Below are 26,989 nucleotides of genomic sequence, written 5' to 3'. Positions count from 1 at the left end.
AGATAAACAGATCTATATTTTCAGGCGTGTATTGATATGAAAATCTTTGTGCTGCCGGCTTACGGTGTTGGCGGAACGAGCTGGCGGCAGCGATGGAATAAAGGCCTTATCCCTGGTGTAAACGAGGAGCAGCCCAGTTCCGACACAGTGTCGATTATCTGTTCCAGGGATCAGCCGGAAAATCCGTTTCAGAAATTGCGGCGTTACGGCGCGCGCGCCGTGCTGGGATTTGATTTTCTCCAGGCCTGGAGAAACAGGGCCGGAATACTGAATGCGGATGTCGTGTGGGCCCAAACGGAGTCACAGACTTTTGCCGTCCTGTTGTTACTGAAATTACTCCGCCCGCAGCGCCGTCCGAAGACGATCGGTCAGGCCATCCGGCTGATTGATCGGTGGGACCGTCTGCCAGCGCTCAGACGCATGCTGGCGAGATGGCTTCTGAAACAGCTCGATATTCTCACGGTTCATTCTGTTCTGAACAGGGAGGCCGCCCGCGTTCTGTTTCCGGCTCTTCGTGTCGAGCAGGTCCGGTTCGGAATCAGGGCCGATGAAATGTCGCCTGCCAGAGAAACATGCAAAGGCAAAACTCTGACGGTGCTTGCAATCGGCAGTGATGAGGACTGCGACTGGAAGACATTGTGTGAAGCCGCAAAATCCCTTCCGCATATCCGTTTTCTGCTTGCCAGCCACACACATGCCGCACATCTGGCTGCGAAGCAGGCTCATAATGTGGAACTCGTTCGCGCCCGGGATGACGACAGCCTGGTAAAATTGTACGACCAGTCGGATATGGTCATCGTGCCGTTTCTCCCCGATAAGCAGACATCAGGACTCACAATCATTCAAGAAGCCCTTATCCGGGGCGTTCCGGTCATTGCCCCGGACTGCGGTGGCCTGAGTGACTATTTTGATGATCGCTGCCTGATCAGTTTTCCCCCGCAAAAACCGGAAGCTCTCGTTTCCGCTATCCGCACGATCCAGACGGACCCTCTGGCCGCACAGGTGAGAACGGAACACGGCCAGCAGCGTATGCGTGACTGTATCAATGCAGAGGCCGGCGCAGGACAGCTTGTCTCTCTTTCGCGTGAACTGACGGGTCTGTCGGACCCGATGCCGGTATTGCCCGATCAGCCCACTGTTATTGTAGGAATAGCGACATCCGGACGCGCCGCAATTCTGAAAGCCTTACTCTCGGATATTGGCAGCCAGACAGTCCGCCCGGCAGCCGTTGTCGTCTGTTACCGAAACCCCGCTGATATTGATGGTATTTCACCGGATCTGCTGCCCGGGATACGCCTCGTCCTGCTGCAGGGCAGCCGGGGCCTGCCGGCACAGCGCAATGTGATCCTGGATCATTCAGACAACGGGGATATTGTCCTGTTTTTTGATGATGATTTTTTCCCTCAGGCCGATTATATCGAGGCGATTATCAGGACGTTCCGACAGGATTCACATATTCTCGGGATGACCGGAAACGTCCTGGCAGACGGCGCTCAGGGACCTGGCTATTCTGTTGAATATGCCAGAGACCGGCTGGAGCAGGTGCTCCCTGATCCAGCCGCGGGTATAACAGATGCGTTCAATACGTATGGCTGCAATATGGCGTTCCGGCTTGATGCAATCAGACGGCTCGACCTCCGCTTCGATGAAAAACTGCCGCTTTATGCCTGGTATGAAGATATTGATTTTTCCCGCCGATTGCTGCCTCACGGCCGCATCGTCCGCGCGGATGCCGCAGCCGGTGTGCATCTGGGGAGCAAGAGCGGGAAAACATCCGGTGTAAGACTGGGATATTCACAGATCGCCAATCCGGTCTATATGGCGCGCAAAGGCACATACCCGTGGGAGCGCGCGCTCAGAAGCGCCGGACGCCATACGTTAATCAATCTGGTCCGCAGTTTTCATCCGGAATCCTGGATCGACCGGCGCGGTCGAAGGAATGGCAACTGGAGAGCATGGCGCGATCTTGTGCTCGGACGACTTGATCCTGAACGCATAAATTGTATCTGACTTAATGAATTGAGCGCACTGTTTCCCCTATGCGGTTTTCTCTGGTTATCCCCACCCTGAACAGACCCGACAGCCTGGAAATATTTCTGGACGGGTTGTGCCAGCAGTCGTTTACCGATCTGGAAGTGATCATTGTAGACCAGAGTGGCAGCAATCTTTACGACAACGTAATAGGCGAATATGCGTCACGTCTCCCTTTGCTGCACATTCGCAGTGATATCAGACAGTGTCGCTATGCCTGTGCAGTCGGCGCTGCTCAGGCATCCGGAGATATTATCGCATTTCCTGATGACGATTGCCTCTATCTGCCCGACACACTCAGTCATGTTGATGAAGCGTTCCGTAAGAATCCGGATCTCGGATTTCTGACAGGCAGCGTGATCAACTGTGAGGGCCACAAAACCCGGATGGGTCGCTGGCTGCAGAAAAGCACGAAGCTGAATCAGAAAAATATCTGGATCGGTCTTATCGAATTCAACATGTTCATTCGCCGCGATCTGTATAACGCGGTCGGCGGTTTCGATACCGCCATGGGGCCCGGGTGCCGTTTTGTTGCCGCCGAAGGTCAGGATCTGGGCCTGCGTCTTTTACGCAGCGGAGCGAATGGATATTTTGATGCCGATCTGCTGGTCATGCATCCGGACAAATCCGATGAAGTCGGCCGAAGCCGGGCCAGAAGTTATGGTCGCGGCATGGGATACGCTTTACGGAAGAACGAAGCCCCGCTCTCTCTTGTGATGATCTTTTTCATCCGACCTCTCGGTGGACTTGTTCTGAACCAGTTCCGCAGACGATCCGATTATGGCGCATATTATCTGAGGGTGCTGGCAGGCCGGGTGGAAGGCTACTTCTCCAAGGCTGCTTCAGAAGCCGCATCAGAAAAGACTCACCATACAGTTGTAAGATAAAAACATTAATCCAGGCTGAAAACGACAGCCCGGGAAGGGGGAAATGCTCCGATATATATCTCATTATATAGATAAAAATTAATATCACACCAGTGTGTCAAAATAAGACCTTTGATTAAATTCTGATTTCACGAAGGCTTAATATTTATTAGCAATGTGTTTGTTTTTTATTCATGAAAATAAGCGTGTCAAAATAAGGCTGTTGCTTCGTGGCAGCCTCTGCAAAAGCCTGTGATTTCGCCTGAGTAGCGGAATGCCGCTAATTTTACATAAAACCAAATAGAATGAAGTCGAATTGATAAAGGTTAATAATTAGTGTACAATACTTCAGCTTAATGCTTAACAAACATCTCGCCCCGTCCCGCAGGTCGTCCCGAAAATCGGTTTTCCGGGAAGAGTTAAGCGTGACAGGTTCCGGATGGATAAGGTCTCCTGAGACATGACAACAGCAAGCTGGAACGGCTCTTCTTCTGACGATTTTTACGACCCCGCAAACTGGGACAACGGTGATCTGCCTCAGAGTCACACCTGCCAGAATACGAATATCACCGGCGCCGCAAGCGACCCGGTCGTCGCTGTGGCAAATGGCGACTCGTATGGTCAGATCTCCTCCCTGTCCATCGGCGATTACGCGACACTCAAAGTCACGGCGACCACCGATTCATCCGATTCCGGTTATGTGTTTTCCACATATGCTATGGAAATCGCACCCACCGGTCAGCTGATCATCGATACGTCGTCCCCCGTCGAACTCGGAATGTACACCGAGAACCGGGGCGGCACGATCACCATCATAGATAACCCGGGTAACGTGGTTCTGGATGGCAACAGACTGAGCGGTGACGGCCAGCTTAACCTGGTGAATTCCACGCTCGGCAGCGCGGAAACACCCATCAGCGTTCCCGACATGAATGTCACGCTGCAGGGCGGCAGCACATTCTACGCCGGATGGTATGCGTCAGGTGCATCGGTCACATTCGACCCGGCAACCAGCAATACGCTGGTCCTGCAGGGAACGGAATCGACCATCACTACGCCAGTCTATGGTGTATCCGAAAATTCTCACTTCGCCATAAACGGCGATGACGGCGTCACGCCCGTCAGTGCGGCGTTCTCGGAGAACAGCAACGGCACCTATTCTCTCGTCATTTCCATGTCGAACGGAAATGCGCTGACCCTGTCGGATGTTACCGTGGCCAGCGGCTTCGTTCCCGGCACCGCGAGCATCTCCCAGGACGCGGCCGGTGACTATATCATTACGGATCTGAACGCCGCATCCACGACAACGGATTACACGACGTCTGCCACTCACGAACAGTTGCAGCAGGTCGCAACAGCCGCCGAACAGGCCGGCGGCGATACGTCGCAGTACACGACCACCGGATATGTCAATCACACATCCGTCGCGAACGACCATTTCACGGGAACAGGCACGGCGACCAGCCCCGCCGAATGGTCGAATGCAAGCAACTGGGAACTCGGGGCCGTCCCGCAATCCGACAGCTGTTACCAGGGCACCCTGCAGGGCACGGCGGACGATCCGCTGTATGTCGTCTATGATCAGGCGAACGCACAGCAGTTTGTCAGCCTCTCGGTGCTCAGCAACGCGACACTGACCATCACGGCCCCCGCCGGGATCAATCCGGACAGCTACGTCTTCTCCACCGCCGGTGTCGAAGTGCGCGATAACGGTCAGCTGATCATCGATACAGCCGCCCGCGTGGAGCTCGGCGGCGTCAGCGCGATCGATGGCACGCTCACAATCGAAAATAACGACGGCAATGTCGTCGTTGACAGCGATCACCTCTCCGGTAGCGGCACGCTGACACTCGACAACTCCACCTTCGGCACGCCCGCCAGTTCGATTGAAGTCGATCTGCCGACGATCAACCTCAACGACAACAGCACGCTCTATACGGCGCTGTACGGCAACACCAGTACGATCAACTTCGATAACTCGCACAATACGATCGTGCTGAGCGGCAATTCGACCGATGTCGAAACCGTCTTCAACAATGTGAGCGCCAACACGCAGTTCGCCATCGACGCCGATGTCGGAGCCAGCCCCGTCTCAGCGGTTTATACGGAAAACAGCAACGGCAGCTACACGCTGACCATCGGCCTCAGCAACGGCACGACCGACGTGCTGAGCCATGTGAACCTTGCGGCCGGCTTCGTGCCCGGCACCGCGTCCTTCACCCAGGACGCCTATGGCGACTGGCTGATCACAACCGCATCCAGCGATGCCTGCTTCCTCGCCGGCTCACTGATCCGCACCGATCGCGGTGATGTCGCCGTTGAGGATCTGGTGGCCGGCGATCAGCTGGTTGTCGCGAACGCAGGTGAAACCCTGCGCCCGGTTGTCTGGACCGGCTACTGCGATACGGCCGTCAACCCGACGCTGCCCGATAGCGAAGCCGGATACCCTGTGCGTATTCTGAAAGACGCGATCGCGGAGAATGTCCCGTCCCGTGACCTCCTGGTCACGGCCGAGCATTGCCTGTTTGCTGACGGTGGCTTCGTGCCGGTGCGCATGCTCGTCAACGGCGCCAGCATCTTTTATGACCGGTCGATCACGGAATACCGCTACTTCCACATCGAAACCGCGCAGCACAGTGTGATCGTCGCGAACAACACACCGACCGAGAGCTATCTCGATACAGGTCACCGCCGCACGTTCTCATCGGGCGCCGTGGTGTCCCTGGTCTCGCGTCATCTGAACTGGGCGGACGATGCGGCAGCCCCGCTTCTGACACAGCGCGATCAGGTTGAGCCGATCTTCCAGCGTATCGTCGCCCGCGCAACGGGCGTTCTGTCTCTGGCCATGCCGGGCCGCCCTGCCACGACCCGCAAGGCGGACCTCCGGTTCGAAACACTGCAGGGTACCGCCCTGCGGCGTTTCAACGAAAAGGACGGCGTGTTCACGCTGGAACTGCCGGAGAACATCTCGCAGATCCGGATTCTGTCGCGCGCAAGCCGTCCGGCGGACGTTGTCGGACCGTTCCTCGATGACCGTCGCCGCCTTGGTGTCCTGGTCAGCGATGTCACCCTGCTGGATGGCGGCGCGCATCGTGCGATCCGCAGCCATCTGGATGGCAGCACGACCGTCGGCTGGCATGGCATTGAAGGAAACATGCGCTGGACAGCAGGTGATGCGGTACTGGATCTCGGCACGCGCACGCCGGGAAAGAAGAACCTGCTGACAATCCACATCGTCGCGGCGGGTCCCTATATCATCGAGACATCTGAAGAGCCGGTTCGCCTCTGCGCCTGATCTTCAGAAAAAGCAGGCCTCTCTGAAAAGCCGTGACGGGATAAACCCCGTCACGGCTTTTTTGTGCGCTGACAGACTTTCCAAAAAGACCGGACAAACCGGGATCAAAGAAACTGAGCCCCTTTGCGGAGGCCGGGACAAAGTTTCGCCGGTCAGTCCGCGCCGGTCACTTCGCTCTCAAAGACAAGCATCTCCTGACCGTCCCGATCAAAACGGTCACAGACGCGCATCCCGATCCCGCCCAGCACTTTGCGTGAGGCAATATTGGTCTCGCGGGCAATGGCAATCACGCGATGGATGCCCGCCGCATGCGCCTGCCGCAGAGCCGCCGCCGCCGCCTCCCGCGCCAGACCACGCCCGGCCGCCCAGGGATAAATCGCAAAACGCAGCGCCATGCCACGCCCGTCCGGACGTTCATGAACGCCGGTGATACCCACCAGCCGGCCATTTTCGCGGATCGTAAAAATGCCGGAGCCATGACGGGCACGGCAGGAAATGTCAGCGGCCATTTCCTCTTCGGCCTGCTGACGGTTTCTGACCCCGCCCAGCATCATACCGAACGCCCCGCCATCGGATTTCAGACGGGCAATATCATCCATGTCACGCCAGGAAACCGGCTCCAGCACAAGACGGGCCGTGCGAATGGCATTGAGCTTCATTGAACTGTGTTGTGCGGGACAGCCAGGCCCGGAGAACCCGGCCGGAACCAGAGGAGCCCGCGCTCCGGCCTGCTGAACAGACAGGATTCCGAAGCTCCGGACCCGCCAGTCACGTTCAGAACACCGCCCGCCATCAGGCCCGCTCCACGGCCCGGACAAACCATCCGGGCGTAGCCGTCATCCGGCCGCTGACAGGCCGCGCCGGATGAGTCAGCGCGCCAGAGGACGGTATTTGATACGGCTCGGCTCCGTAGCCGCATCCCCGAGACGACGTCGCTTGTCAGCTTCATAGGCCTCGAAGTTTCCTTCGAACCACTCGACATGGCTGTCTCCCTCAAACGCAAGGATATGCGTTGCGAGACGATCCAGAAACCAGCGATCATGCGTGATGATCACCGCACAGCCCGGATATTCGGCCAGCGCGTCTTCGAGCGCGCGCAGCGTGTCGACGTCGAGATCGTTGGTCGGCTCATCGAGCAGAAGAACATTGCTTTCCTTGCGAAGCATCTTAGCAAGATGAACACGGTTGCGCTCACCGCCCGACAGAATCCCGACCTTCTTCTGCTGGTCGGCCCCCTTGAAGTTGAAGGCCCCGACATAGGCGCGTGACGGAACGGCCCGCTTGCCCAGATAGATGACATCCGTGCCGCCCGAAATTTCTTCCCAGACGTTCTTGTTGTCATCCAGACTGTCACGGGACTGATCGACGTAACCGAGCTTCACGGTGTCACCGACAATCAGCTTGCCGCTGTCCGGCTGCTCCTGCCCGGTAATCATCTTGAACAGAGTGGATTTACCCGCGCCGTTCGGCCCGATCACACCGACAATGCCACCAGGCGGCAGCTTGAAGCTGAGATCGTCGATCAGCAGCCGGTCGCCAAAGCCCTTGCTGAGATCTTCCGCCTCAATGACCACATTGCCAAGACGCGGACCGGGCGTGATGACGATGTCAGCCGTACCATTAACCTTCTCGGCACTCTGCGCCAGCATCTCCTCGTATTTCGTGATACGGGCGCGGCTCTTGGTCTGACGCGCCTTCGGGCTGGAGGCGATCCACTCCTGCTCCGCCGCAAGAGCGCGCTGACGGGAACTCTCTTCCTTCTCTTCCTGGGCCAGACGCTTGCGCTTCTGGGTCAGCCAGGACGAATAATTGCCCTCGAACGGATAGCCGCGCCCACGCTCGATTTCGAGAATCCAGTTGGTCACGTTGTCGAGGAAGTAGCGGTCATGGGTGATGACCATGACCGTGCCCTGATAGTCGCGCAGCGTCTTTTCCAGCCAGGCCACACTCTCCGCGTCGAGATGGTTGGTCGGCTCATCGAGCAGCAGCAGTTCGGGTTTCTCAAGCAGCAGACGACAGAGCGCCACGCGACGCCGCTCACCACCGGACAACTTGTCCACAGGGCTGTCGGCAGGCGGACAGCGCAGGGCGTCCAGCGCGATTTCCAGCTTGCGATCAAGCTCCCAGCCGTCGCCCGCGTCGATCTTCTCCTGAAGCTCGGCCTGCTCGGCAAGGAGAGCATTCATCTCATCCTCTTCCATCGGCTCGGCGAACTTCATCGAAATTTCATTGAACCGGTCCAGCGCCTTCTTCAGATCGCCAAAACCCAGAGCGACATTCTCGCCGACCGTCAGCTTCGGATCGAGCTTCGGCTCCTGCTCCAGATAGCCGACCCGCACGCCTTCTGCGGCCCACGCTTCGCCGCCGTATTCCTTGTCGATCCCGGCCATGATCTTGAGCAGGGTCGATTTACCGGCGCCGTTCACACCGAGCACGCCGATCTTGGCGCCAGGCATGAAGGAAAGGGTAATGCCTTTGAAGACCTCGCGACCGCCCGGATAGGCCTTGGTCAGATCCTTCATCACATAGACATATTGATAGGGCGCCATGAGACGAACTCCTGAAAGACGAGCGGTGAAAAACGGCCGATCCCGGACCGGAAAGCTGAAAGCGAGGTTACCACATCAGCGCGAAAAAGCCCGCGACATGGTGTGCCTGCGCCCGGCAGGACTTGAACCCGCAACCAGACCGTTATGAGCGGCCCGCTCTAACCAGTTGAGCTACGGGCGCGCAGGCGACCCCCTGATCGCTCAACCCGACATTTTTTGCAAGACGTGACTTCGCACAGTCTGCCGGTTCAGCCGCAATGCTTCCGCTTGGCAACAGGTCTCCACCCGGATAGGCTGCCGCCCGCCATTATTGAGACGGAGCAGCCCGATGGACGTATCGAAAATTTCCCCCGGCAAGGATGTGCCGAACGACATCAATGTCGTGATCGAGATCCCGCAGGGATCGCAGGTCAAATACGAGATCGATAAGGAAAGCGGTGCCCTGTTCGTTGACCGCTTCCTGTTCACGCCAATGGCCTACCCCGCCGCCTACGGCTTTATCCCGGGCACACTCGCCGCCGACGGCGACCCGGCCGACGCGATGGTGCTCACACCACGCAACGTCGTGCCGGGCTGCGTGATCCGCGCCCGTCCGATCGGCGTGCTGCTGATGGAAGACGAAGCCGGACAGGATGAGAAAATCCTCTGCGTGCCCCATGACAAGGTCCATCCGGAATTCTCGAAAGTAGAGAAGATCGAGGATCTGCCCGAGATCACCATCCAGGCGATCGAACACTTCTTCACCAAGTATAAAGACCTGGAGAAGGGCAAATGGGTGAAAGTCACCGGCTGGGGCGACAAGGCCCGCGCCGGCGAACTGATCCAGGCCGCTCTGAAAGCCGCGAAGAAATAAGGCCCGGATCCGGCTCGTTCCGTGCGGACAGAAACAGTGCGGAAGCTGGCCGGGTTCCCGTCCTGAAAAGGACAGCCGACCCGCCTCCCGGAAGGGAGCGCGGGTGTTTATCCGTGCTCTGTTCCCGTTAAGAATCGCCGCTTTGCTCAGGGTCTTGCCCTGAAATCCACCAAAGGCCAGGAGCCTCTGAAAACCGGTTTGTTTATCAGCAGATCAGGGCGCCGGGATCTGTGAAAAAATCACACCTCAACACTTATGCGACCAAAGCCGTATCTGCTGAGGGCGTGGTCTCGTCCGACTCCCGGACATTTCCGGCCCGGGGACAAAGGTAAGGGACGCAACATGCTGACAGCGGATCACAGCGGATGAAGCAGACCCTGAGTGTTCTCTCGGAGGGAGCGACGCAGACAGCGCGTCCCCGGACTCTGGCTCTGCTCTATTTCTGCTGCGCGCTGATCGCCATCAGCCTGCTGACCCTCATCGTCCCGCCCTTCGAAAACTCCGACGAATTCAATCATTTCAGCCGTGAAGATCAGATCCTGTCCGGAACACTGATCGCCAGGCGAACCGGCTCCCCACCACAGTCAGGCGGCGTGGTCGATCTCGGCATCAATCGCCTGGACGCCATCTACGGTGTCATCCGCGGGCATCCGGAGATGAAAGTCACACCCGACATGGCAGCGCGTGGTGCCGCCATCCGCATGGGAGAGCGCGGCTTCCAGCCCTTCTCCAATACCACGATCTATTCGCCACTCCTCTACATCCCGGGAGCCGCCGGTCTGGCCGCCGCCCGGCTGATGCATGTGAACGTCGCCAGAGCTCTCGAACTCAGCCGGTTTACAAACGGACTGACCTGCATCGTGCTGGCGAGCCTGGCCATCGCCCTGGCCGGCGGCGGGGCCGCTTTCCTGACCGTCGTGCTGTCCCTGCCGATGACGCTCTCGCTCTTCGCCTCTGTCAGTCAGGACGGCCTCATCATCTGCGCCGCCGCGCTGGCAACATGTGGCCTGTTGCGAGCCCTGAACACCGCCGGGTCCTCCCTCCGCGCCGGCTGGCAGACGCCCGCCGCCCTCTTCGCGGCTCTGACACTCATGTCCCTCGGACGCCCGGCCTACGCCCCGCTGCTTCTCGCCCCCCTGCTGCTGGCAACCACCGCCACCCGCCGCCGCCTCATGTGGTTCTGCGCGGCCTCCGTCGGCCTGATCGGCCTGTGGTCCGTGATCGTCCGCGCCTTTGTCCTCGTGCCGTTATGGGCCGCCTCATCACCCGGCAGACAACTGTCGAATCTGCTGCATCATCCGTTGTTGCTTCCCCGGCTGGTCATCGCGGCGTTCTCCGATCATCAGGGCATGGAAGGTCTTCCCTTCCGCGACGAAATGACAGGCGTTCTCGGCTGGCTCGATACGCCGCTTCCCGGATGGTTTTACGATTTTGCCCTGGTCGCTCTGGCGGGAACCCTCATCATCGCAGCGCAACCCCGCGGAGCCACGCCCGTCACTCCGTTCCGTCGCGTCGGAAACGCTATCCTGCCCGCCGGCGCCGTGGCACTGATCTTCCTGCTGGAATATCTGACATTCACCCCGGTCGGCGAGGCCTTCATCGTCGGGGTCCAGGGCCGGTATTTTCTCCCGCTGCTGCCCTTTCTGCTGCTGCCGTTATGGCGTCAGCAATATGTGCCTCCCCAGACCGTACGCACCGCAATCACCTGCCTGGTCCCGTTCTGGCTCGTGATCGCGTCCGTCACCTGCCTGCACACCGTTCTGGTCCGGTACTACGTCACCTGATCCGGCCTTCTCCGGCCCGCTGTTGCCGCCCGCCGGACAGTCAGTCCTCCGCCGCATCCTCCGGCAGACGCCAGTCAATCGGCGTCTGCCCGTGTTCCTCCAGAAAAGCATTCGCCTTCGAGAAATAATGCCCGCCGAAAAAACCGTTATGCGCGGATAGCGGAGACGGATGAGGGCCTTTCAGAACGAGATGCCGGGTGGCATCCACACAGGCCGCCTTGCGCTGGGCATATGCGCCCCACAGCAGAAACACGACCGGCGTGGTCTGCGCGTTGACGGCGGCGATGACAGCATCGGTAAAACGCTCCCACCCCTTGCCCTGATGAGACGCCGCGCGGCCCCGCTCAACCGTCAGCACGCTGTTCAGCAACAGCACACCCTGCTTTGCCCAGTGCGTCAGATCGCCATGCCGCGCCGGCGGAATGCCAAGATCGCTCTGCATTTCCTTGTAGATATTCACCAGAGACGGAGGCACCCGAACACCCCGGCGCACGCTGAAACACAGCCCCATCGCCTGCCCGTCCCCGTGATAGGGATCCTGCCCGAGGATCACCACCTTCACCGAGCCGAGAGGCGTCAGATTCAGCGCCCTGAACATATCAGAGCCTTTCGGGAAGATAACCTTTCCGGCCTTCTTCTCCTCCACAAGGAACGCCTTCAGCGCCTTCATGTAAGGCGCGTCGAATTCCTTCTGCAAAACATGGCGCCAGCTCTCGTCAAGCTGAACCGGAGAGTCAGTCATGCGGCCTCCCTTGTCATCCCCGGAGCACGCCGCGCGCGCACTCCGGTCGTCTCTGGCGCAGCGGACCCGTTTCCGCAACCATACCCCACATAAAAAACGGGGCCACCGAAGTGACCCCGTTTCGTATCTCATCAGCAGAAACGCCGCCTGTCTTCAGGCACGCTCGCCAAGAGCAAGATCGGACGCAATGTCACCGCGTGCCGCGGCTTTGCTGGCATTGCGCTCGCGAACCGCCATCTTTTCCAGATAACGACGCGCCTCCGGCGAGACCGTCAGAGCCAGCGTCATAAGAGCCGAGGCCACATAAAGGCCGGAGAAGATCCAGATGATCCCCTCAATGCCATGCCAGGATTCAAACCACGTCACAATGGCCGGCCCGACCCAGGTGCTGGCTCCCGCGCCAAGACCCAGAGCCGACAGAGCCGCCGCTTTTTCCTTCGGGCAGATCTGCGGAACCAGACCGGACAGCGGAACGAAAGCCGCCAGCGATGCGCCGTAAAGCGCGCCGATCACAGCAGCGACAAAGAAGTTCCCCGGATACATCTGCGGAACATAATAGAACGCCGGAACCATGATCGCCGCGCCGATGCCGCCGCCAACAGCCACGACCGTACGGTGCCCGACACGATCGGAGAAGATCCCCGACAGCAGATTGACGAGAATGTTCGACAGAAACACGATCGACAGAAGCTGCAGCCACTGCGACAGGGAAAAGCCGATCACTTTCGTAAAGAAAGCCGGCATGATCACAAGAAACGCATATTCCGAAGATGTGTTGATCGTACGAACGATCATCGCAATAAAGGTCTTCGGTTCACGCCACAGAATGCTCAGTGAACTGAAAAAGATCGTGGACGCGGCAGTCTCTTTCGGAGCCAGACGCTTGCTGCCCGTCGGTTCCTTCGTGAGAAGCAGAGCCATAAGGCCGCCAACCATCACCATCCCGAGCGAGGCCCAGAATGTCGACATTTCTCCGATAACCGGAATGGCGAAACTGGCAAACAGAGACCCGAGAGTTGGCAGGCCGCCGGAAAACGCGAACCAGAACCATCCCGCCGCGGAGCCGAGCATACGTGCCGGTGTCGCCGCGGCAATCCACACGAGAAAGCCATAGGTGAACAGCGGATATCCAAAACCGCGCATCGCATAGGCGAACAGCATGAAAGAGTAGCTGCCGGTCTCAACGCCACCCGCCAGGAACGCGACCTCGAATACGGCCCAGATGACAAGACCGATCCACATGACCCGCTTCGGGCCCCACAGGTCAGAAAGCGGGCCGGACATCCACGCGGAAATGGAAACCGTTACTCCATAGATCGTGAACAGAAACGCCGTGTCGCGCGACGTGATTCCGTGCCCCTCCAGATAGGGCGCAAGATATCCGGCTTCGACACCGTCACCGATCATGAAAAACAGAAGGCCGACAAAACCCCAGAACAGGGGCGCGGGAATACCAAGGCGTTCCGCAAAGGAAAGCTTTGGGGCTGACAGAGGGTCTGTCTGTGTCAAGGGGAGATGCTCCTCTTTACGCAGGCAACCGTTAGACTGAAAGAGTCTCCGCCGGATTGCGGAGTTTCCAAACTGGCTGCAGTTCTCCGGGAACACGCCAGGCAGGCGCTATATCCGGAATCTGGGATTGAATGACCTCAGGCAACGCAATTCACAGGCAAAGGAAATGCGCTCCGCTTACGCCGGACAAGGCGCGTGGCGCGGAATTTGAGGAACGACCGGAGCGATCGGACGGTGCGGAAATGCACCTGGTCATAAGGCGGATAACGACAGGAAGCGCGTCACCGCGACGGGAATGGAAAAAGCGTGCCATGATCTGGCAAGCGAAAGCACACGGCAGCGTGCGCAACATTCCCGGAAAGACCGGAATTGAAACAGAAGCCGCTGAAGTCAGAAAAACCTGATTTCAGAACGGAAAAACTGGGTAACCGGACTCCTGCCCTCCTCCGCGAGACATTGTTGATAGTCAGGGGATAACATTTTACACCACAAAATTGAATGAACAATTTTTAATTTTTTTGTCATCCAAATGTTAAACAACCCACAGACGACCTGTTGCGGACGTTAATGCATACCTGAAAATCCGGTCTGAATCGCATCACCTTCATGATATTTCGGTAAGAATCGCAACGCACGTTTTCACCGTCGCGCCTAGTCCGGCCCGAACAGCGTTGCCGCCGGACACTTCGCGCCCGAAAGACCCGCCCTTCAGAACAACTCTCCGTGAGGCAGATGCCCGTCACACCCTCCAGGAACGGAAGAGATTGACAGGCTGACCGAGTAAGGCAACTCATAAGGGCACCAGGGGGGGTTCCGTCAAGGAACTGAGAGACCGCTATGTGCCTGAAGCAGGGCAAGCGCGGCGACCCTGCCGGATGTCGGGATGCGACATCCGGGGAACCTGATCCGGTTAATACCGGCGGAGGGACTGGTCCGGCCACGACGGAGTCGTGGTGCCCCGGGAGCCGTTTTCGGGCGCGATGACAATCTGACGGGGCCGACCCGTTCCTCGCTACACATGCGAGGACAGTTTCATGAACCACATAGCCACGAACACGCCCGAAAAGCCGGTCACCACGTCCGCCCCCCCGGAACCCGGAAAAGTCACGACAGGCCCGATCTTCGGCTCCCGTAAAGTCTGGTCCTCCCCGGCCGGCCATCCTGAAATCCGCGTACCGTTTCGGGAGATCGCCCTCGATCCGTCCGCGAACGAAGCCCCGCTCTGCCTCTACGATACCTCCGGCCCCTACACGGACACAGACGCCACCATCAATGTCGCGGCCGGCCTGCCGAAACCGCGCGCGGACTGGCTCTCCAGGCGGGGCTTCTCAGCGGCAACGCCCCGCGCCGTGCGACCGGAGGACAATGGCGGCGCCACCGGAGACCGCCTCGTCGCGCCCTGTCCCGCCCCGCACCGCGTGCTGGAAGGCGGCGCGGCATCCTGTGTGACACAGTACGAATTTGCCCGCGCCGGACTCATCACCGAGGAGATGATCTACGTCGCGCATCGCGAGAATCTCGGTCGCCAGAAGGCCGCGCCCGGCGCTGCCGGACGTCGGAAAGACGGCGATGATTTCGGCGCCGCCATCCCGGAGTTCGTCACCCCGGAATTTGTGCGTGACGAAATCGCCCGCGGCCGCGCCATCATCCCCGCCAACATCAATCACCCGGAACTGGAACCCGTCATCATCGGGCGCAACTTCCTCGTGAAGGTGAACGCCAATATCGGTAATTCAGCCGTCACATCCTCGGCGGCGGAAGAGGTCGAGAAACTCGTCTGGTCGATCCGCTGGGGCGCGGATACCGTCATGGACCTCTCCACCGGACGTAACATCCACAACATCCGCGACTGGATTCTGCGCAACGCGCCAACCCCGATCGGCACCGTCCCGCTCTATCAGGCACTGGAGAAAGTCGGCGGCGATGTCAGCAAACTCTCCTGGGAGGTGTTCCGCGACACGCTGATCGAACAGGCCGAACAGGGCGTGGACTACTTCACCATCCATGCCGGCGTGCGCCTCGCCCATATTCCGCTCACGGCCGAACGCGTCACCGGCATCGTGTCACGCGGCGGCTCCATCATGGCAAGCTGGTGCCTGATGGAACACCGCGAAAGCTTCCTCTACGAGCATTTCGAAGACATCTGCGACATCATGCGAAAGTATGACGTGTCGTTCTCGCTCGGCGACGGCCTGCGCCCCGGCTCGATCGCGGACGCCAACGACGCGGCCCAGTTCGCGGAACTGGAAACCCTCGGCGAACTCACGAAGATCGCCTGGGCAAAAGGCTGCCAGGTGATGATCGAAGGCCCCGGCCATGTCCCGATGCACAAGATCAAAGAGAACATGGACAAGCAGCTGCGCGAATGTCACGAGGCGCCATTCTATACGCTCGGACCGCTGACCACCGACATCGCCCCGGGCTACGATCACATTACCTCCGCCATCGGCGCCGCGATGATCGGCTGGTTCGGCACCGCGATGCTCTGCTACGTCACCCCGAAAGAACATCTCGGCCTGCCGAACCGGGACGATGTGAAAGTCGGCGTCATCACCTACCGCATCTCCGCCCATGCGGCGGATCTGGCAAAAGGCCACCCGTCGGCGAAACTGCGGGATGACGCCCTGAGCCGCGCCCGGTTCTCCTTCCGCTGGGAAGACCAGTTCAACCTGTCGCTCGACCCGGATACCGCGCGCGCCTATCACGATGAAACCATGCCGAAGGAAGCGCACAAAACGGCCCATTTCTGCTCCATGTGCGGGCCGAAATTCTGTTCGATGCGGATCAGCCAGGATATTCGCGACGACGCACAGCGCATTGCCGGACTGGAAGAGAAAAGCCGGGAATTCCGCGAGGCGGGAAACAAGGTCTACGTCCCGGCGGAATAACGCCGCCCCCGCTCCCCCGGGCAAACGGCCTCCAAATTCCCGTCTTTGCCGGGGTCCGGGACAGAGCCCCGCTCTGTCCCGCAAACAACCGGCGACCCCGGGACCCGCTTTCCGGGGATTCACAAAACGTAAAGACTTAAAGCCTTTCCTGTCTCCCGCCGCGCCCCGGACGCCGCACCCCGGACCAGAGGAGACAGGACTATGTGGAAATTCGCAGGACTCATCGCCGGGCTCGCCTGCCTGTCCGGTCAGGCCATCGCCCAGGATTATTCCACCGACCCCGCACGTAACAAAACACACTGGGATTATTCAGCTGGCAGCCGTCCCGACCGCTCTGACTCCTACGAAGGCTACCCGCCTCCTCCAACCCAGGTGATCGTCTCTCCGGGAATGTACGGCAGCGGCGGCTATAGCAGCGGAACAACCGGCTCCATGTCCGGTGCCGGCGGCAGCACGGGCACATCCGGCTCCGGCACCTCTTACGGAACAGGCGGCAGCGTTAACGGCGGCGTCGGCTGGGGCAACACCGGATCTGGCAATATCGGCATGGGCAATACAGGACGGGGTAATGTCGGCTGGGGTAACACCGGCGCCGGAAACGGCGGCGGCCATCGCGGCGGCTGACACCGGAAGCCCAGAAGGCTCTGCCTGCACCCGGAGAGGCCACACCCCGCGATCTGTCGATAAACACCCCGGTTTCCAAAGACCCCGGCCTTTGGCGGGTTTCAGGGCAAAGCCCTGAGAAAAACAGCAACGCTCAAGGCTAACAGCACCTTTCAGAAGCATAACCCGGAAACAAACCTCACCGCCACAACAGCGTCATCCCCTGCTCCGCGACCGTAAACTGCACACCGGTGTCATTTCCGGCCCGCAATTCATCGGAAATCACCTTCACAGGATCAGCTCCCGCCCGCAGCGAGGGCTTGATATGCGCTACCAGAACCGGCAGTCCGCGCAGCGACGCATGAGCCGTGCGCTGAAGATCGCGCAGTTCCTCCAGAAGCAGGCGCGGCGTCAGATGACCGAAAAGAAGCTTCTCCGGCCGCGCATTGTCATAAGAACACTCAATGATGATGCCGCGCAGGCGATGCATCCGCACCAGCGGCGCAACGGCCTGCCACAGAGCGTGCAGATGCGTGCCGTGCTCGATACTGTCCGCCCCCGTATCGCCAAGATACAGCATGGCATCAGACCCGGAGCCGATCAGAAACGCCGTCGACTCCATACCCCCGTGGCTGAGCGGCCAGGCTGTGACCCGCAAAGTTGTGTCCGGAACGGAAACAGGGGTGCCGACGTTCAGATCAACGTCATGATACATCCCGAGACGCGGCTCAGTCCCCTCATCCGTCATATTGATCCACACCGGACTGCCAAACAGATTACGGTTCAGAATCCCATGCACCGAAGGCAGGGCATAGATCGGCTTGTGCGCATCATCCGGCGAAACCAGAACAAGCCCCGCCACATGGTCCAGATGCGCATGGCTGATCAGATATGCCCTGATCACGTCATGCAGAATAAAACCGGCCCGCGTGTCCTGCGTGCTGAGCGGAGCGCGCAGATCGCTGAACGCCCCGGCCCGGTCCGCAGCCTCGATTCCGTTCAGAACCGTTCCGGCATCACACAGAACCCCGTGCGGATCGCCTTCAGGGCGCACCAGATAGGCGCTGAGATTGCCGTCCTCAAGACCACCCCGCGCACCCAGAACGGTAATGTGAAACCCCGCCGCCCGGGCATGAGACGCCACGAGCAGGAACAGACTCAGAAACAGCACGCTCAGGCGCATCGGCGCTCTCCACAGCAAAGACGACAAATATCCCCGGCCGCCCTGTCAAAGCCGGGCCGGCACCCTATATCTTAACACCGGAATGACAGGACGACCGATCGCACCGATGACCGAAAAAACCTCTTTCAGCCATGCCATCCGGGTCAAAGGGGCTCGGGCTCATAATCTCAGGTCCGTGGACGTGGATATTCCCCGCGATCAGCTGACCGTCATTACAGGCCTGTCGGGCTCGGGAAAATCCTCGCTCGCCTTCGATACGATCTACGCCGAAGGCCAGCGCCGCTACGTCGAAAGCCTGTCCGCCTACGCCCGCCAGTTCCTGGAGCTGATGGGTAAACCGGATGTGGACTCGATCGAAGGCCTCTCCCCGGCGATCTCGATCGAGCAGAAAACAACCTCGAAAAATCCGCGCTCGACCGTCGGCACCGTCACCGAAATCCATGACTACATGCGCCTGCTCTGGGCACGCGCCGGCGTCCCTTACTCGCCCGCCACCGGCCTGCCCATCGAGGCGCAGACCGTCAGCCAGATGGTGGACCGCGTCATGGCCATGCCGGAAGGCACGCGCCTGATGCTGCTCGCCCCCATCATCCGCGAGCGCAAAGGCGAATACCGCAAGGAACTCGGCGAGTTGCAGCGCAAGGGTTTCGCGCGCGTGAAAGTCGATGGCACGCTCTGCGAAATTGCCGATGTGCCGAACCTTAACCGCAAGCTTCGCCACACGGTCGAAGCCGTGGTGGATCGCATCGTCGTGAAACCCGGGATCGAAAACCGCCTCGCCGACAGTTTCGAAACCGCGCTGTCCCTCGCCGACGGCATCGTCTACGCCGAGGAAGTGAAACGTGATGCGCCGGAAGACGAGTCTCCGGAACGCACGGTGTTCTCCTCCCGCTTCGCCTGTCCGGAAAGCGGCTTCACGCTCGAGGAAATCGAGCCGCGCCTGTTCTCCTTCAACGCCCCCCAGGGTGCCTGTCCGGCCTGCGACGGAATCGGCACGGAAACTTTCTTCGACCCGCATCTTATTGTGCCGGACGAAAACCTTTCGCTCGAACAGGGGGCCATCGCGCCCTGGCGCAGCGAAAAAACTCCGCTTTTCGAACAGACCCTGCAAAGCGTCGCCGCCCATATCGGCGTTAAGATGAACACGCGCTGGCGCGACCTGCCGGAAGAAGCCCGCACGGCCCTCCTCGACGGCACGGAGGACGACGTTCACTTCGTCTACCGCGACGGCGGCAGAAGCTATACCGTCACAAAACCTTTTGACGGAATCATCGCCAATCTCAGCCGGCGCATGAAAACGACGGACAGCATCTGGGCGCGCGAGGAACTCTCCCGCTATCAGTCCGACAAACCCTGCCACGTCTGCCACGGCGCCCGCCTCAGACCGGAAGCCCTTTCCGTGCGCGTGGCCGGTTTCAATATCGCCCAGGCCTCCGGCCTGTCCATCCGCGCCGCGTTCGAATGGTTCGATACCGTCCTGCCGACCCTCACGCCGCAACGTGCCGAAATCGCCCGACGTATTCTCAGGGAAATTACAGACCGTCTGAAATTCCTCGTCGATGTCGGCCTGGATTACCTGACACTCGCCCGTGGCTCCGCAACCCTCTCCGGCGGCGAAAGCCAGCGTATCCGTCTGGCCAGCCAGATCGGCTCAGGTCTGACCGGCGTGCTTTACGTTCTCGATGAACCCTCCATCGGACTGCACCAGCGCGATAACGAACGTCTGCTCGGCACCCTGGAACGTCTGAAATCTCTCGGTAATACCCTGATCGTTGTCGAACATGATGAAGACGCGATCCGCAGCGCAGACTGGCTGATCGACATGGGACCGGGGGCCGGTGTGAAAGGGGGCACGGTCGTCGCCGCCGGCACGCCGAAACAGGTCGCCGCGGATAAAAACAGCCTGACCGGGGCTTATCTTTCCGGACGCAGACGCATCGACGTGCCGGAAACGCGCCGCCCGTTCGATCCGAAGCGTCTCGTGATCGTCCGTGGCGCCACCGGCAACAATCTGAAAGATGTCACGGCACAGTTTCCGCTCGGCACCTTCACCTGCATCACCGGCGTCTCCGGGAGCGGTAAATCCACACTGGTCATCGACACACTTTATAAAACACTCTCGCGCAACCTCATGGGTTCCGGACAGTCCCCCGCACCCTGCGCCGGTGTCGACGGCATGGAACTGCTCGATAAAATCATCGATATCGACCAGTCCCCGATCGGCCGCACCCCGCGCTCCAACCCGGCCACCTACACAGACCTGTTCACCCCGATCCGCGACTGGTTCGCCGAACTGCCGGAAGCCCGGGCCCGTGGCTACAAACCGGGCCGCTTCTCCTTCAACGTGAAGGGCGGTCGCTGCGAGGCCTGCCAGGGCGACGGCGTGCTGAAAATCGAGATGCACTTCCTGCCGGACGTGTTCGTGACCTGCGATACCTGCAAGGGCGCCCGCTATAATCGCGAAACACTGGAAGTGAAGTTCAAAGGCAAGTCGATCGCCGATGTGCTGGCCATGAGCGTCGATGAAGCCCTGCCGTATTTCGAGGCCCAGACCCGTATCCGTGACCGCCTCGCCATCCTGCAGAAGGTCGGTCTCGGCTATGTCGCGCTTGGCCAGCAGGCAACGACCCTGTCCGGCGGCGAGGCCCAGCGCGTCAAGCTGTCGAAAGAACTGGCCCGTCGTGCGACCGGGCGAACACTTTACATTCTTGATGAGCCGACAACGGGTTTGCACACGGAAGATGTTCGTAAGCTTCTGGAAGTGCTGCACGCCCTCGTCGATCAGGGTAATACCGTGGTGGTGATCGAGCACAATCTCGAAGTCATCAAAACCGCGGACTGGATCATAGATGTCGGCCCGGAAGGCGGCGACGGCGGTGGCAGGATCGTGGCCGTCGGAACACCGGAAGACATCGCCGCCTGTCCGGCAAGCCACACGGGCCGTTTTCTCAAACCGCTTCTTGATACCGGAAAAGTCAGTCAGGCATCCATAAAGAAACAGGCAAAGCCCGTTACAAAATCCCGCAGAAAAACAAAGGCCGCCTGACGGAACACTTCCCCCGATGTAGCGTTGAATTTCCACATCGGACGCACTCTCTGAGCAACAGGAAACTGATACGTCCGGTAACGGCCCGACCGGCACCGATGAAAAACAGAATGGTATCATCCCTTATCCTGACAGGGTCCGCGACGAAGACGACAGAGAAAGAGAGAGGAATTTCTCATGGCGCAATCCATCGGAGACGACGCTGAATCCGGTAAACACGGCACAGCGCGTGAACTGGCTGAAGCCGCCCTGCGTGCGGAAGAAAAAGGCGATCAGGCACTCGCTGACCGGCTGCTGGATCAGGCTGAAAACACGGACCCTGAAGCCGTTGAAAATGTCCTGCGCGACAGACTGGACAATCCGACGCGCCTGCATCACCGCTATGCGAAACATGCCGGTACAGACACGAATTCAGGAAACGACACCGCCGTAGCATCCATCACGCGCACAGTCAGACCGGGTTCGGATGCGCCGGACCGTGCCGGCATCACTCAGAGCGGAAGCGGCGCCGATAACGAGCGGCGCTAACCCTCGCTTCCGACGGTGGCCGAAACCAGAATTAGCCTCCGGCGACGTAAACCGGCCCGTAACGGGCTCAGGCGAAATCGTCCGGCGCCAGCGGTCCCCGATACGACAGATAGGCAAGGCGCTTCATCTCCAGCCGCCCCAAAGCCACACTGTCCAGTATCAGACCACAGGACATCGACAACGCCGCCAGCATCATCAGACCCGTCGCCAGAACCGCCGTGGGCAGGCGCGGCACCATCGCCGTCCGCAGATATTCCACGATAACCGGAAAGCCGAACGCCAGACCCAGCAGGCAGAAAACGCCGCTGAGAGCAGAGAAAAACATCAGCGGTTTTTCCTGCTTCACCAGCACAATGATGGTCCACAGAATACGAAACCCGTCGTGATAGGTTCGCAGTTTCGAAACCGATCCGTCCGGACGCTCGATATACTGCGTCGGCAGCTCCGCAATCGGCATGGCCAGCTCCAGCGCATGCACCGTTAGTTCGGTCTCGGTCTCGAAACCCGAGGACATCGCCGGAAAGGATTTCACAAACCGCCTTGAAAAAACGCGATAGCCGGAAAGCATGTCAGAAAGACGCTTTCCGAAAATCGCCATCACAAGGCCGGTCAGCACCCGGTTGCCCAGCTTATGCCCGGCCCGGTAAGCCGCCACGCGATCAGTCACCCGCGCCGCGTTCACCATATCGAGCTTTTCAGCCCGCGCCAGCTCGATCAGAGCCGGCGCCGCCGCTGCCTCATAGGTCGCATCCCCGTCTACCAGCACGTAGAAATCTGCGTCGATATCGGCAAACATCCGCCGAACGACGTGGCCTTTCCCCTGCAAGGGCTCCTGGCGCACAGTGGCGCCGGCCGCCCTGGCTACGCTGACCGTGTCGTCAGTCGAGTTGTTGTCGTAAACATATACTCTGGCACAGGGCACAGCCGCCCGGAAGTCGCTGACGACACGCCCGATGGCCGCTTCTTCATTGTGACAGGGAACAAGAACCGCGATGCGCGGAGAATATCCGGCATCGGGCGCAGTTGTGTCAGTCATGTGATTATCCGGCATAAACAGCAACCGCAGCCTCAACAACCAGAGGCTCCGCAATATATCTCAGAACGAGCAGAAGGATCAGCGGCGACAGGTCCACATTGCCCAGCGCCGGCATGATCCGCCGTATGGGATTGAGAACCGGTTCAACCAGCCGGTTCAGAAACTCGCCGATTCGCCAGACAATCCGGTTGCGTCCGTCAAGAATACCAAACGAATACAACATGCTGAAAATGCAGTAGACGAAGATCACGCCTTCATAAAGTTTGAGAAGCGTCAGAATGATTCGACACAGACCAAGCAACAGCAAATCCGGATACCTCTGAAGATCGCCCGGGCAAACGTATGAGCCCGAAGCATTACAGCCCGGACCCTACAGAGGGGGCCCGGTCCAGACAATACAGGAAGCCGCTCCGCATGACACGAGTCTGCTTGACAGTCAGTGCCAGCCGGTTATGTGTATCCGTGGTAAGGCGGGGCTGTAGCTCAGATGGGAGAGCGCCTCGTTCGCAATGAGGAGGTCAGGGGTTCGATTCCCCTCAGCTCCACCAGCCGCCTTACGTTTCCCCGATAAAAATAATACTCCACGCCGCCAGGTCAGCCCTCGCCCGTACCTGATCCGCCTGTTATGAAGATCACGACATGCGAGAAACCGGAACAGTCCCCCCCGATATTGCCGAAGCGACCACGGACCTGATTGCAACCCACGGCATCGCAGCGAAAAATTACGCTGCAATGCGCCTCGAAGCAGCCCACCAGATCGGGGCAGGGGACGAAGCACTCCACTGGCTGAAAATTTACCGTGCTCTCTGTAATATACAGACAAACCCGGCCAGCCCCTCAGCCTCCCTTGCGTAAAACGACACTTTTGATGTAATCCCACGTCCGGTTCTCTTATGGATGTAAGCCCTGCCGTGGAACTGTCACCAGCCCAGTGTCGCGCCGCCAGGGCACTCCTGAACTGGTCCCAGGGAGAGCTGGAAACAGCCTCCGCCGTGGCAAAAAAAACCATCGCCGACTTTGAACGCGAGGCCCGCGCGCCTTACCCCCGCACCCTCGCCGGCCTCCGCGCCGCCCTGGAATCCGCGGGCGTTGCGTTCATCGATGAGAACGGCGGCGGAGCCGGGGTGAGACTGAGGAAAAGATGAAACGAACCCTCGTCATGGCCTCGCTGGCCGTCCTGCTGACCTCCTGCGCGGGCCACACCCGTTTAACCCCGCGTCAGGAAGCGCACCGCGATCAGACAAAACTTCACAGCTGCGACAAAATAGCCAGCCGCACCGAGCGCGGACGCTGCCTGATGGCGGAATCCCGCCGTCACTACCTGTATGAGCACCCGCCGGGACAACGCCCGCAACGCCGTCGCCGAACTGTTACATAACCATGCCACGATAGCGCATACTTACCCGCGCAACGGAAGCCGACCCGCGATGGAGGAAAAATCAGCCGTCATGACAAGGCCTGTCTCTCTCGCAGCAATCCTCGCGCTGGCACTCTCCGGCTGTGCCCGCCACCCCGCTTCTCCCGAAGATCCCCGCACCGCACTGCTGCATTCAGCATACGGGCGGCCCCCGGCACTCATGCAGAACAGCGTGCCCGACGACGGAAAAATGCACGGCCAGATCACAACGGGCGTGGCCACATCCTCCGGCCGTGGGCGTAGTGGCGCCGTTCCGATGGAATCAGCCGATCTGACCAATGTTCTGCCCGGCGTGGATGTCGGTGCCTGGTCATACGGAAGATAGGAGCTTAGAAAGGCTGGGACGCTAAGGAAAAACCGGCATGAAGAAACAGAGTATCGTTGTCCTGGCACTTCTCGCCATTCTCGCCGCCTGCTGTAAAAAGCCCGACCCGAACAACCTGCCCGTGGATGGCTCGATCTCCTGCAATTTCGAACACCTGCCAGGCGAGAAGACGACCTGCCCGCTCCTCCACTGAGCGCAAACGCTCAGCAAAGCCCGGCTTTGCCCCCTAGCCGGACTCCCCGTCCCCCGGCCCCACGCCCTTCACCGCAGCCAGCAGGACTTGCGGCGCATCCGCACCGTCAATCCCCAGATGCCGGCAGACAGCCAGCACCATCATGGCAGCCGTTGTTTCAGGCGAGTCATCCGGACTGCAAAGAGCGCTCCCGATAATGACCGTCTCAACCTCACGCATGATCTCCGGATCTTCAGCCATCACATCACCTCAAAAACCTGAGTGCTCCGACTCAACGTGCGGAAACGTGTCAGGATTGTCCGTGTGCGGATTGTGATGATTGTGTCAGCGTGCCGATCCGCATATCCGGCTCTCAGAACCGGACAGCAGACTTCTCGTAAGCCAGAATCCGGTCGTGACGCATCCCGCGCGACCAGCGGATCGTTTCAAGAACCTGTTTGTACCGTTGCTGCACCACGTAACGCAGCCGCTGACGCCCGCTCATCCTGTGCCAGTAAGGCGCAAGCCCGGGAAACCGGGCCACTATTTCGCGATACGGCGTGAAAGCCACCGCCGTCCACGGCGCGAACACGCCCTCCCACGGTTTGGGGCGCGACATGAAATGCGTGATGCGGGGCCGGATCACATCCTCCACGGCGGCGTTACGCAAAAAAATCGGAAAATTCCACGCCAGCGACATCGGAAGACTGTGCGGCAGACCAACAAGATTCAGAATATCCTGATCGGGAAACCGGGTCGCCGCGGGCTGCGAGGAAAACATCTTCCAGGCATCATGCCCGACGCGCGCCCAGGCTTCCCGCTCCGCATAGATGACGCCGGAATTGAAGTAACGCCGGGCATCGGCAGGGGACAGCCCGATCGCCGTAAGATGCGCCCGCAGATCCACAGCCTGTTTATCGTCATCATCGATGAGAAAGGTCATCGGATCGGCGGCCGCGTAAAATGTCCCGTCCGGAACCGGCGCCCTGAGCAGCGGATCGGCACTGCCGGTAATCTGCGTGTCACCGTCTATATAAAGCAGGCGATCATATTGCGCCGGGAGAAGCGAGGAAAGAAACAGACGCCCCAGCATGGCGGGCGCATCCTCGATATCCGCCCGCCGACAGGCCGAAAACAGCACCCCCGCGCGCTCGCAGGCATCACCGAAAAGCCGCTGCGTCGCCGGATCGGTATCGAAACCGACAAGGCACACATCGGCAAGCTCCGGACTGCTGTTGCGTCTCGCCTGAACGGCGCTCACGAAACTCGGAAACAGATAACCCTGGTCAGTTGTGTAGCAAATGCAGGTTCTGGCCATAAAAAACTCCGGGTCACCTGATCTTGTTCCGGGAATGCACCGGACAGCGCACACCGCCCGGCCGGTGCCGGTGACTCCCTTTAGCGCCTTCTCCGCCTCCAAACCACGCATGAAGAACAGGAATATGCATCCGCCCGTCTTTCCCCGCTCCGGCCCGGCGCTGGATTAATGGCCCGGCATGTTTTATTCGGAGAAGAATATTGTCCGCGCGGGATCGCACCATGTCAGGAAAAAAAACACTTCAGCCCCCATGCGTGATGCCAGACGCACAGACCCAGTCAGAAGGTTTCCGCGCCACCCGTGTCGCCCGGCAGAACGTGCTGGTCGAAGATTACCTCGAACTGATCTCCGACCTTCTCACCGAAGGCAGCGAGGCCAGACAGGTCGATATCGCCGGCAGACTGGGCGTGTCCCAGCCCACCGTCGCGAAAATGTTCGCACGCCTGGCGGCAGACGGCCTGGTGACGCAAAAACCCTATCGCGGCGTCTTCCTGACCAGCGCCGGCCAGCGCGTCGCCGACGAAGCCCGCAGACGCCACCGCGTCGTCGAAGCCTTCCTGCTGGCACTCGGCGTAAGCCGGGAAAATGCCCTCATCGACGCCGAAGGCGTGGAACACTATGTCGGCGAGGAAACGCTGACCCTGTTCCAGACAGCCATCGACAGTGGACTGCACCAGTTCATGACCAGTGTCCGGCAGGACCGGAAAACACACCGTTCGTAAATTCCGGCGAAAATAAAGGCAATTATCTCATTTGAAACACGACAGCTTTCACCATCATATTTGTCAGTCTGCTGTAATTTTCAGTTTTCCAACAACTCTGGCCACAGTAACCGACGCTGATG

General features: G+C 59.7%; 25 protein-coding genes and 2 tRNA genes. 17 read left to right on the top strand and 10 right to left on the bottom strand.

Annotated features, from left to right (window positions below):
* Positions 1 to 36: 36 nt before the first annotated feature.
* From GOB90_RS08595 to GOB90_RS08585, 3 genes are all read left to right on the top strand, one after another.
* Positions 37 to 2,010, top strand: a complete 1,974-nt coding sequence (locus GOB90_RS08595; protein ID WP_146889440.1) for a glycosyltransferase — start codon at positions 37 to 39, stop codon at positions 2,008 to 2,010.
* A gap of 29 nt (positions 2,011 to 2,039) precedes the next feature.
* Positions 2,040 to 2,918 (top strand): glycosyltransferase family 2 protein, encoded by an 879-nt coding sequence (locus GOB90_RS08590; RefSeq protein ID WP_146889443.1) that lies wholly within the window; start codon positions 2,040 to 2,042, stop codon positions 2,916 to 2,918.
* Between the two features lie 439 nt (positions 2,919 to 3,357).
* Positions 3,358 to 6,192 carry a Hint domain-containing protein gene (locus GOB90_RS08585; RefSeq protein WP_146889448.1) on the top strand — a complete coding sequence of 945 codons (2,835 nt, stop codon included), beginning with the start codon at positions 3,358 to 3,360 and terminating at the stop codon, positions 6,190 to 6,192.
* A 152-nt stretch (positions 6,193 to 6,344) separates the two neighbouring features.
* Here the strand turns inward: GOB90_RS08585 and GOB90_RS08580 are convergent, their stop codons facing one another.
* From GOB90_RS08580 to GOB90_RS08570, 3 genes are all read right to left on the bottom strand, one after another.
* Entirely contained in the window at positions 6,345 to 6,851 is a 507-nt protein-coding gene (locus tag GOB90_RS08580) for a GNAT family N-acetyltransferase (protein ID WP_146889451.1), read from the bottom strand.
* A 210-nt stretch (positions 6,852 to 7,061) separates the two neighbouring features.
* Entirely contained in the window at positions 7,062 to 8,741 is a 1,680-nt protein-coding gene (gene ettA, locus GOB90_RS08575) for an energy-dependent translational throttle protein EttA (protein WP_146889454.1), read from the bottom strand.
* 107 nt (positions 8,742 to 8,848) lie between these two features.
* Positions 8,849 to 8,922, bottom strand: a tRNA-Ile gene (locus tag GOB90_RS08570).
* 147 nt (positions 8,923 to 9,069) lie between these two features.
* On the opposite strand from GOB90_RS08570, the gene ppa reads away from it, so the two are divergent.
* Together ppa and GOB90_RS08560 are read left to right on the top strand one after the other, a co-directional pair.
* Complete coding sequence (gene ppa, locus GOB90_RS08565) at positions 9,070 to 9,594, top strand: inorganic diphosphatase (RefSeq protein WP_146889457.1); 525 nt, start codon at positions 9,070 to 9,072, stop codon at positions 9,592 to 9,594.
* A 365-nt stretch (positions 9,595 to 9,959) separates the two neighbouring features.
* Positions 9,960 to 11,378, top strand: coding sequence for a DUF2142 domain-containing protein (locus GOB90_RS08560; RefSeq protein WP_146889460.1), 1,419 nt, complete (start codon positions 9,960 to 9,962; stop codon positions 11,376 to 11,378).
* Positions 11,379 to 11,418: 40 nt separating this feature from the next.
* On the opposite strand, the gene ung is transcribed toward GOB90_RS08560, so the two are convergent.
* Positions 11,419 to 12,120 (bottom strand): uracil-DNA glycosylase, encoded by a 702-nt coding sequence (gene ung, locus GOB90_RS08555; protein ID WP_146889463.1) that lies wholly within the window; start codon positions 12,118 to 12,120, stop codon positions 11,419 to 11,421.
* Positions 12,121 to 12,273: 153 nt separating this feature from the next.
* On the bottom strand, positions 12,274 to 13,629 hold the full coding sequence (locus GOB90_RS08550) for an MFS transporter (RefSeq protein WP_173572007.1): 1,356 nt from the start codon (positions 13,627 to 13,629) through the stop codon (positions 12,274 to 12,276).
* Positions 13,630 to 13,760: 131 nt separating this feature from the next.
* On the opposite strand from GOB90_RS08550, the gene GOB90_RS08545 reads away from it, so the two are divergent.
* The 3 genes from GOB90_RS08545 (at position 13,761) to GOB90_RS08535 (ending at position 17,141) form a co-directional block, all read left to right on the top strand.
* A complete protein-coding gene (locus GOB90_RS08545; RefSeq protein ID WP_146889466.1) occupies positions 13,761 to 14,033 on the top strand; it encodes a hypothetical protein in 273 nt (90 codons plus the stop codon).
* A 630-nt stretch (positions 14,034 to 14,663) separates the two neighbouring features.
* Complete coding sequence (gene thiC / locus GOB90_RS08540) at positions 14,664 to 16,517, top strand: phosphomethylpyrimidine synthase ThiC (RefSeq protein ID WP_146889469.1); 1,854 nt, start codon at positions 14,664 to 14,666, stop codon at positions 16,515 to 16,517.
* A gap of 201 nt (positions 16,518 to 16,718) precedes the next feature.
* A complete protein-coding gene (locus GOB90_RS08535) occupies positions 16,719 to 17,141 on the top strand; it encodes a hypothetical protein (RefSeq protein ID WP_146889472.1) in 423 nt (140 codons plus the stop codon).
* A gap of 178 nt (positions 17,142 to 17,319) precedes the next feature.
* Here GOB90_RS08535 and GOB90_RS08530 read toward each other — a convergent pair whose 3' ends face one another.
* The gene (locus GOB90_RS08530; RefSeq protein WP_146889475.1) at positions 17,320 to 18,303 is read right to left on the bottom strand and encodes an MBL fold metallo-hydrolase; all 984 of its coding nucleotides are present in this window, start codon (positions 18,301 to 18,303) and stop codon (positions 17,320 to 17,322) included.
* A 106-nt stretch (positions 18,304 to 18,409) separates the two neighbouring features.
* On the opposite strand from GOB90_RS08530, the gene uvrA reads away from it, so the two are divergent.
* Together uvrA and GOB90_RS08520 are read left to right on the top strand one after the other, a co-directional pair.
* Complete coding sequence (gene uvrA / locus GOB90_RS08525) at positions 18,410 to 21,349, top strand: excinuclease ABC subunit UvrA (protein WP_146889478.1); 2,940 nt, start codon at positions 18,410 to 18,412, stop codon at positions 21,347 to 21,349.
* Between the two features lie 177 nt (positions 21,350 to 21,526).
* A complete protein-coding gene (locus GOB90_RS08520; RefSeq protein WP_146889481.1) occupies positions 21,527 to 21,877 on the top strand; it encodes a hypothetical protein in 351 nt (116 codons plus the stop codon).
* Between the two features lie 67 nt (positions 21,878 to 21,944).
* Here GOB90_RS08520 and GOB90_RS08515 read toward each other — a convergent pair whose 3' ends face one another.
* Together GOB90_RS08515 and GOB90_RS08510 are read right to left on the bottom strand one after the other, a co-directional pair.
* Positions 21,945 to 22,913: a glycosyltransferase family 2 protein gene (locus tag GOB90_RS08515; RefSeq protein ID WP_146889484.1), complete on the bottom strand. Its 969-nt coding sequence runs from the start codon at positions 22,911 to 22,913 to the stop codon at positions 21,945 to 21,947.
* Positions 22,914 to 22,917: 4 nt separating this feature from the next.
* Positions 22,918 to 23,220 (bottom strand): YggT family protein, encoded by a 303-nt coding sequence (locus tag GOB90_RS08510; protein WP_306309441.1) that lies wholly within the window; start codon positions 23,218 to 23,220, stop codon positions 22,918 to 22,920.
* A gap of 165 nt (positions 23,221 to 23,385) precedes the next feature.
* On the opposite strand from GOB90_RS08510, the gene GOB90_RS08505 reads away from it, so the two are divergent.
* From GOB90_RS08505 to GOB90_RS08480, 6 genes are all read left to right on the top strand, one after another.
* A tRNA-Ala gene (locus tag GOB90_RS08505) sits at positions 23,386 to 23,461 on the top strand.
* 91 nt (positions 23,462 to 23,552) lie between these two features.
* The gene (locus GOB90_RS08500; RefSeq protein ID WP_146889487.1) at positions 23,553 to 23,768 is read left to right on the top strand and encodes a hypothetical protein; all 216 of its coding nucleotides are present in this window, start codon (positions 23,553 to 23,555) and stop codon (positions 23,766 to 23,768) included.
* Positions 23,769 to 23,824: 56 nt separating this feature from the next.
* Positions 23,825 to 24,058, top strand: a complete 234-nt coding sequence (locus GOB90_RS08495; protein WP_146889524.1) for a transcriptional regulator — start codon at positions 23,825 to 23,827, stop codon at positions 24,056 to 24,058.
* Positions 24,055 to 24,291 carry a hypothetical protein gene (locus GOB90_RS08490; protein WP_146889490.1) on the top strand — a complete coding sequence of 79 codons (237 nt, stop codon included), beginning with the start codon at positions 24,055 to 24,057 and terminating at the stop codon, positions 24,289 to 24,291. Before GOB90_RS08495 ends, GOB90_RS08490 begins: the two co-directional genes overlap by 4 nt.
* 70 nt (positions 24,292 to 24,361) lie before the next feature.
* Complete coding sequence (locus tag GOB90_RS08485) at positions 24,362 to 24,655, top strand: hypothetical protein (protein WP_173572005.1); 294 nt, start codon at positions 24,362 to 24,364, stop codon at positions 24,653 to 24,655.
* Positions 24,656 to 24,692: 37 nt separating this feature from the next.
* On the top strand, positions 24,693 to 24,848 hold the full coding sequence (locus GOB90_RS08480) for a hypothetical protein (protein WP_173572004.1): 156 nt from the start codon (positions 24,693 to 24,695) through the stop codon (positions 24,846 to 24,848).
* Positions 24,849 to 24,881: 33 nt separating this feature from the next.
* On the opposite strand, the gene GOB90_RS08475 is transcribed toward GOB90_RS08480, so the two are convergent.
* Both GOB90_RS08475 and GOB90_RS08470 read right to left on the bottom strand, forming a co-directional pair.
* Positions 24,882 to 25,088, bottom strand: a complete 207-nt coding sequence (locus tag GOB90_RS08475; RefSeq protein WP_146889496.1) for a hypothetical protein — start codon at positions 25,086 to 25,088, stop codon at positions 24,882 to 24,884.
* A gap of 112 nt (positions 25,089 to 25,200) precedes the next feature.
* On the bottom strand, positions 25,201 to 26,145 hold the full coding sequence (locus tag GOB90_RS08470; protein WP_146889499.1) for a glycosyltransferase family 8 protein: 945 nt from the start codon (positions 26,143 to 26,145) through the stop codon (positions 25,201 to 25,203).
* A gap of 221 nt (positions 26,146 to 26,366) precedes the next feature.
* Here GOB90_RS08470 and mntR point away from each other — a divergent pair, with 221 nt between their 5' ends.
* Entirely contained in the window at positions 26,367 to 26,867 is a 501-nt protein-coding gene (gene mntR, locus GOB90_RS08465) for a manganese-binding transcriptional regulator MntR (RefSeq protein ID WP_146889502.1), read from the top strand.
* Positions 26,868 to 26,989 lie beyond the last annotated feature (122 nt).

The sequence above is a fragment of the Acetobacter oeni genome (assembly GCF_011516825.1).
Taxonomy (GTDB): domain Bacteria; phylum Pseudomonadota; class Alphaproteobacteria; order Acetobacterales; family Acetobacteraceae; genus Acetobacter; species Acetobacter oeni.
Note: the sequence above shows the minus strand (reverse complement) of the source record. Positions and strands in the feature narration are given on the sequence as shown.

Bases quoted from the DNA above. Each gene is read 5' to 3' on its own strand.
- GOB90_RS08595 (WP_146889440.1), top strand. From the start codon at position 37: ATGAAAATCTTTGTGCTGCCGGCTTACGGTGTTGGCGGAACGAGCTGG.
- GOB90_RS08590 (WP_146889443.1), top strand. From the start codon at position 2,040: ATGCGGTTTTCTCTGGTTATCCCCACCCTGAACAGACCCGACAGCCTG.
- GOB90_RS08585 (WP_146889448.1), top strand. From the start codon at position 3,358: ATGACAACAGCAAGCTGGAACGGCTCTTCTTCTGACGATTTTTACGAC.
- GOB90_RS08580 (WP_146889451.1), bottom strand. From the start codon at position 6,851: ATGAAGCTCAATGCCATTCGCACGGCCCGTCTTGTGCTGGAGCCGGTT.
- ettA (WP_146889454.1), bottom strand. From the start codon at position 8,741: ATGGCGCCCTATCAATATGTCTATGTGATGAAGGATCTGACCAAGGCC.
- ppa (WP_146889457.1), top strand. From the start codon at position 9,070: ATGGACGTATCGAAAATTTCCCCCGGCAAGGATGTGCCGAACGACATC.
- GOB90_RS08560 (WP_146889460.1), top strand. From the start codon at position 9,960: ATGAAGCAGACCCTGAGTGTTCTCTCGGAGGGAGCGACGCAGACAGCG.
- ung (WP_146889463.1), bottom strand. From the start codon at position 12,120: ATGACTGACTCTCCGGTTCAGCTTGACGAGAGCTGGCGCCATGTTTTG.
- GOB90_RS08545 (WP_146889466.1), top strand. From the start codon at position 13,761: ATGACCTCAGGCAACGCAATTCACAGGCAAAGGAAATGCGCTCCGCTT.
- thiC (WP_146889469.1), top strand. From the start codon at position 14,664: ATGAACCACATAGCCACGAACACGCCCGAAAAGCCGGTCACCACGTCC.
- GOB90_RS08535 (WP_146889472.1), top strand. From the start codon at position 16,719: ATGTGGAAATTCGCAGGACTCATCGCCGGGCTCGCCTGCCTGTCCGGT.
- GOB90_RS08530 (WP_146889475.1), bottom strand. From the start codon at position 18,303: ATGCGCCTGAGCGTGCTGTTTCTGAGTCTGTTCCTGCTCGTGGCGTCT.
- uvrA (WP_146889478.1), top strand. From the start codon at position 18,410: ATGACCGAAAAAACCTCTTTCAGCCATGCCATCCGGGTCAAAGGGGCT.
- GOB90_RS08520 (WP_146889481.1), top strand. From the start codon at position 21,527: ATGGCGCAATCCATCGGAGACGACGCTGAATCCGGTAAACACGGCACA.
- GOB90_RS08515 (WP_146889484.1), bottom strand. From the start codon at position 22,913: ATGACTGACACAACTGCGCCCGATGCCGGATATTCTCCGCGCATCGCG.
- GOB90_RS08500 (WP_146889487.1), top strand. From the start codon at position 23,553: ATGCGAGAAACCGGAACAGTCCCCCCCGATATTGCCGAAGCGACCACG.
- GOB90_RS08490 (WP_146889490.1), top strand. From the start codon at position 24,055: ATGAAACGAACCCTCGTCATGGCCTCGCTGGCCGTCCTGCTGACCTCC.
- GOB90_RS08485 (WP_173572005.1), top strand. From the start codon at position 24,362: ATGACAAGGCCTGTCTCTCTCGCAGCAATCCTCGCGCTGGCACTCTCC.
- GOB90_RS08480 (WP_173572004.1), top strand. From the start codon at position 24,693: ATGAAGAAACAGAGTATCGTTGTCCTGGCACTTCTCGCCATTCTCGCC.
- GOB90_RS08475 (WP_146889496.1), bottom strand. From the start codon at position 25,088: ATGGCTGAAGATCCGGAGATCATGCGTGAGGTTGAGACGGTCATTATC.
- GOB90_RS08470 (WP_146889499.1), bottom strand. From the start codon at position 26,145: ATGGCCAGAACCTGCATTTGCTACACAACTGACCAGGGTTATCTGTTT.
- mntR (WP_146889502.1), top strand. From the start codon at position 26,367: ATGTCAGGAAAAAAAACACTTCAGCCCCCATGCGTGATGCCAGACGCA.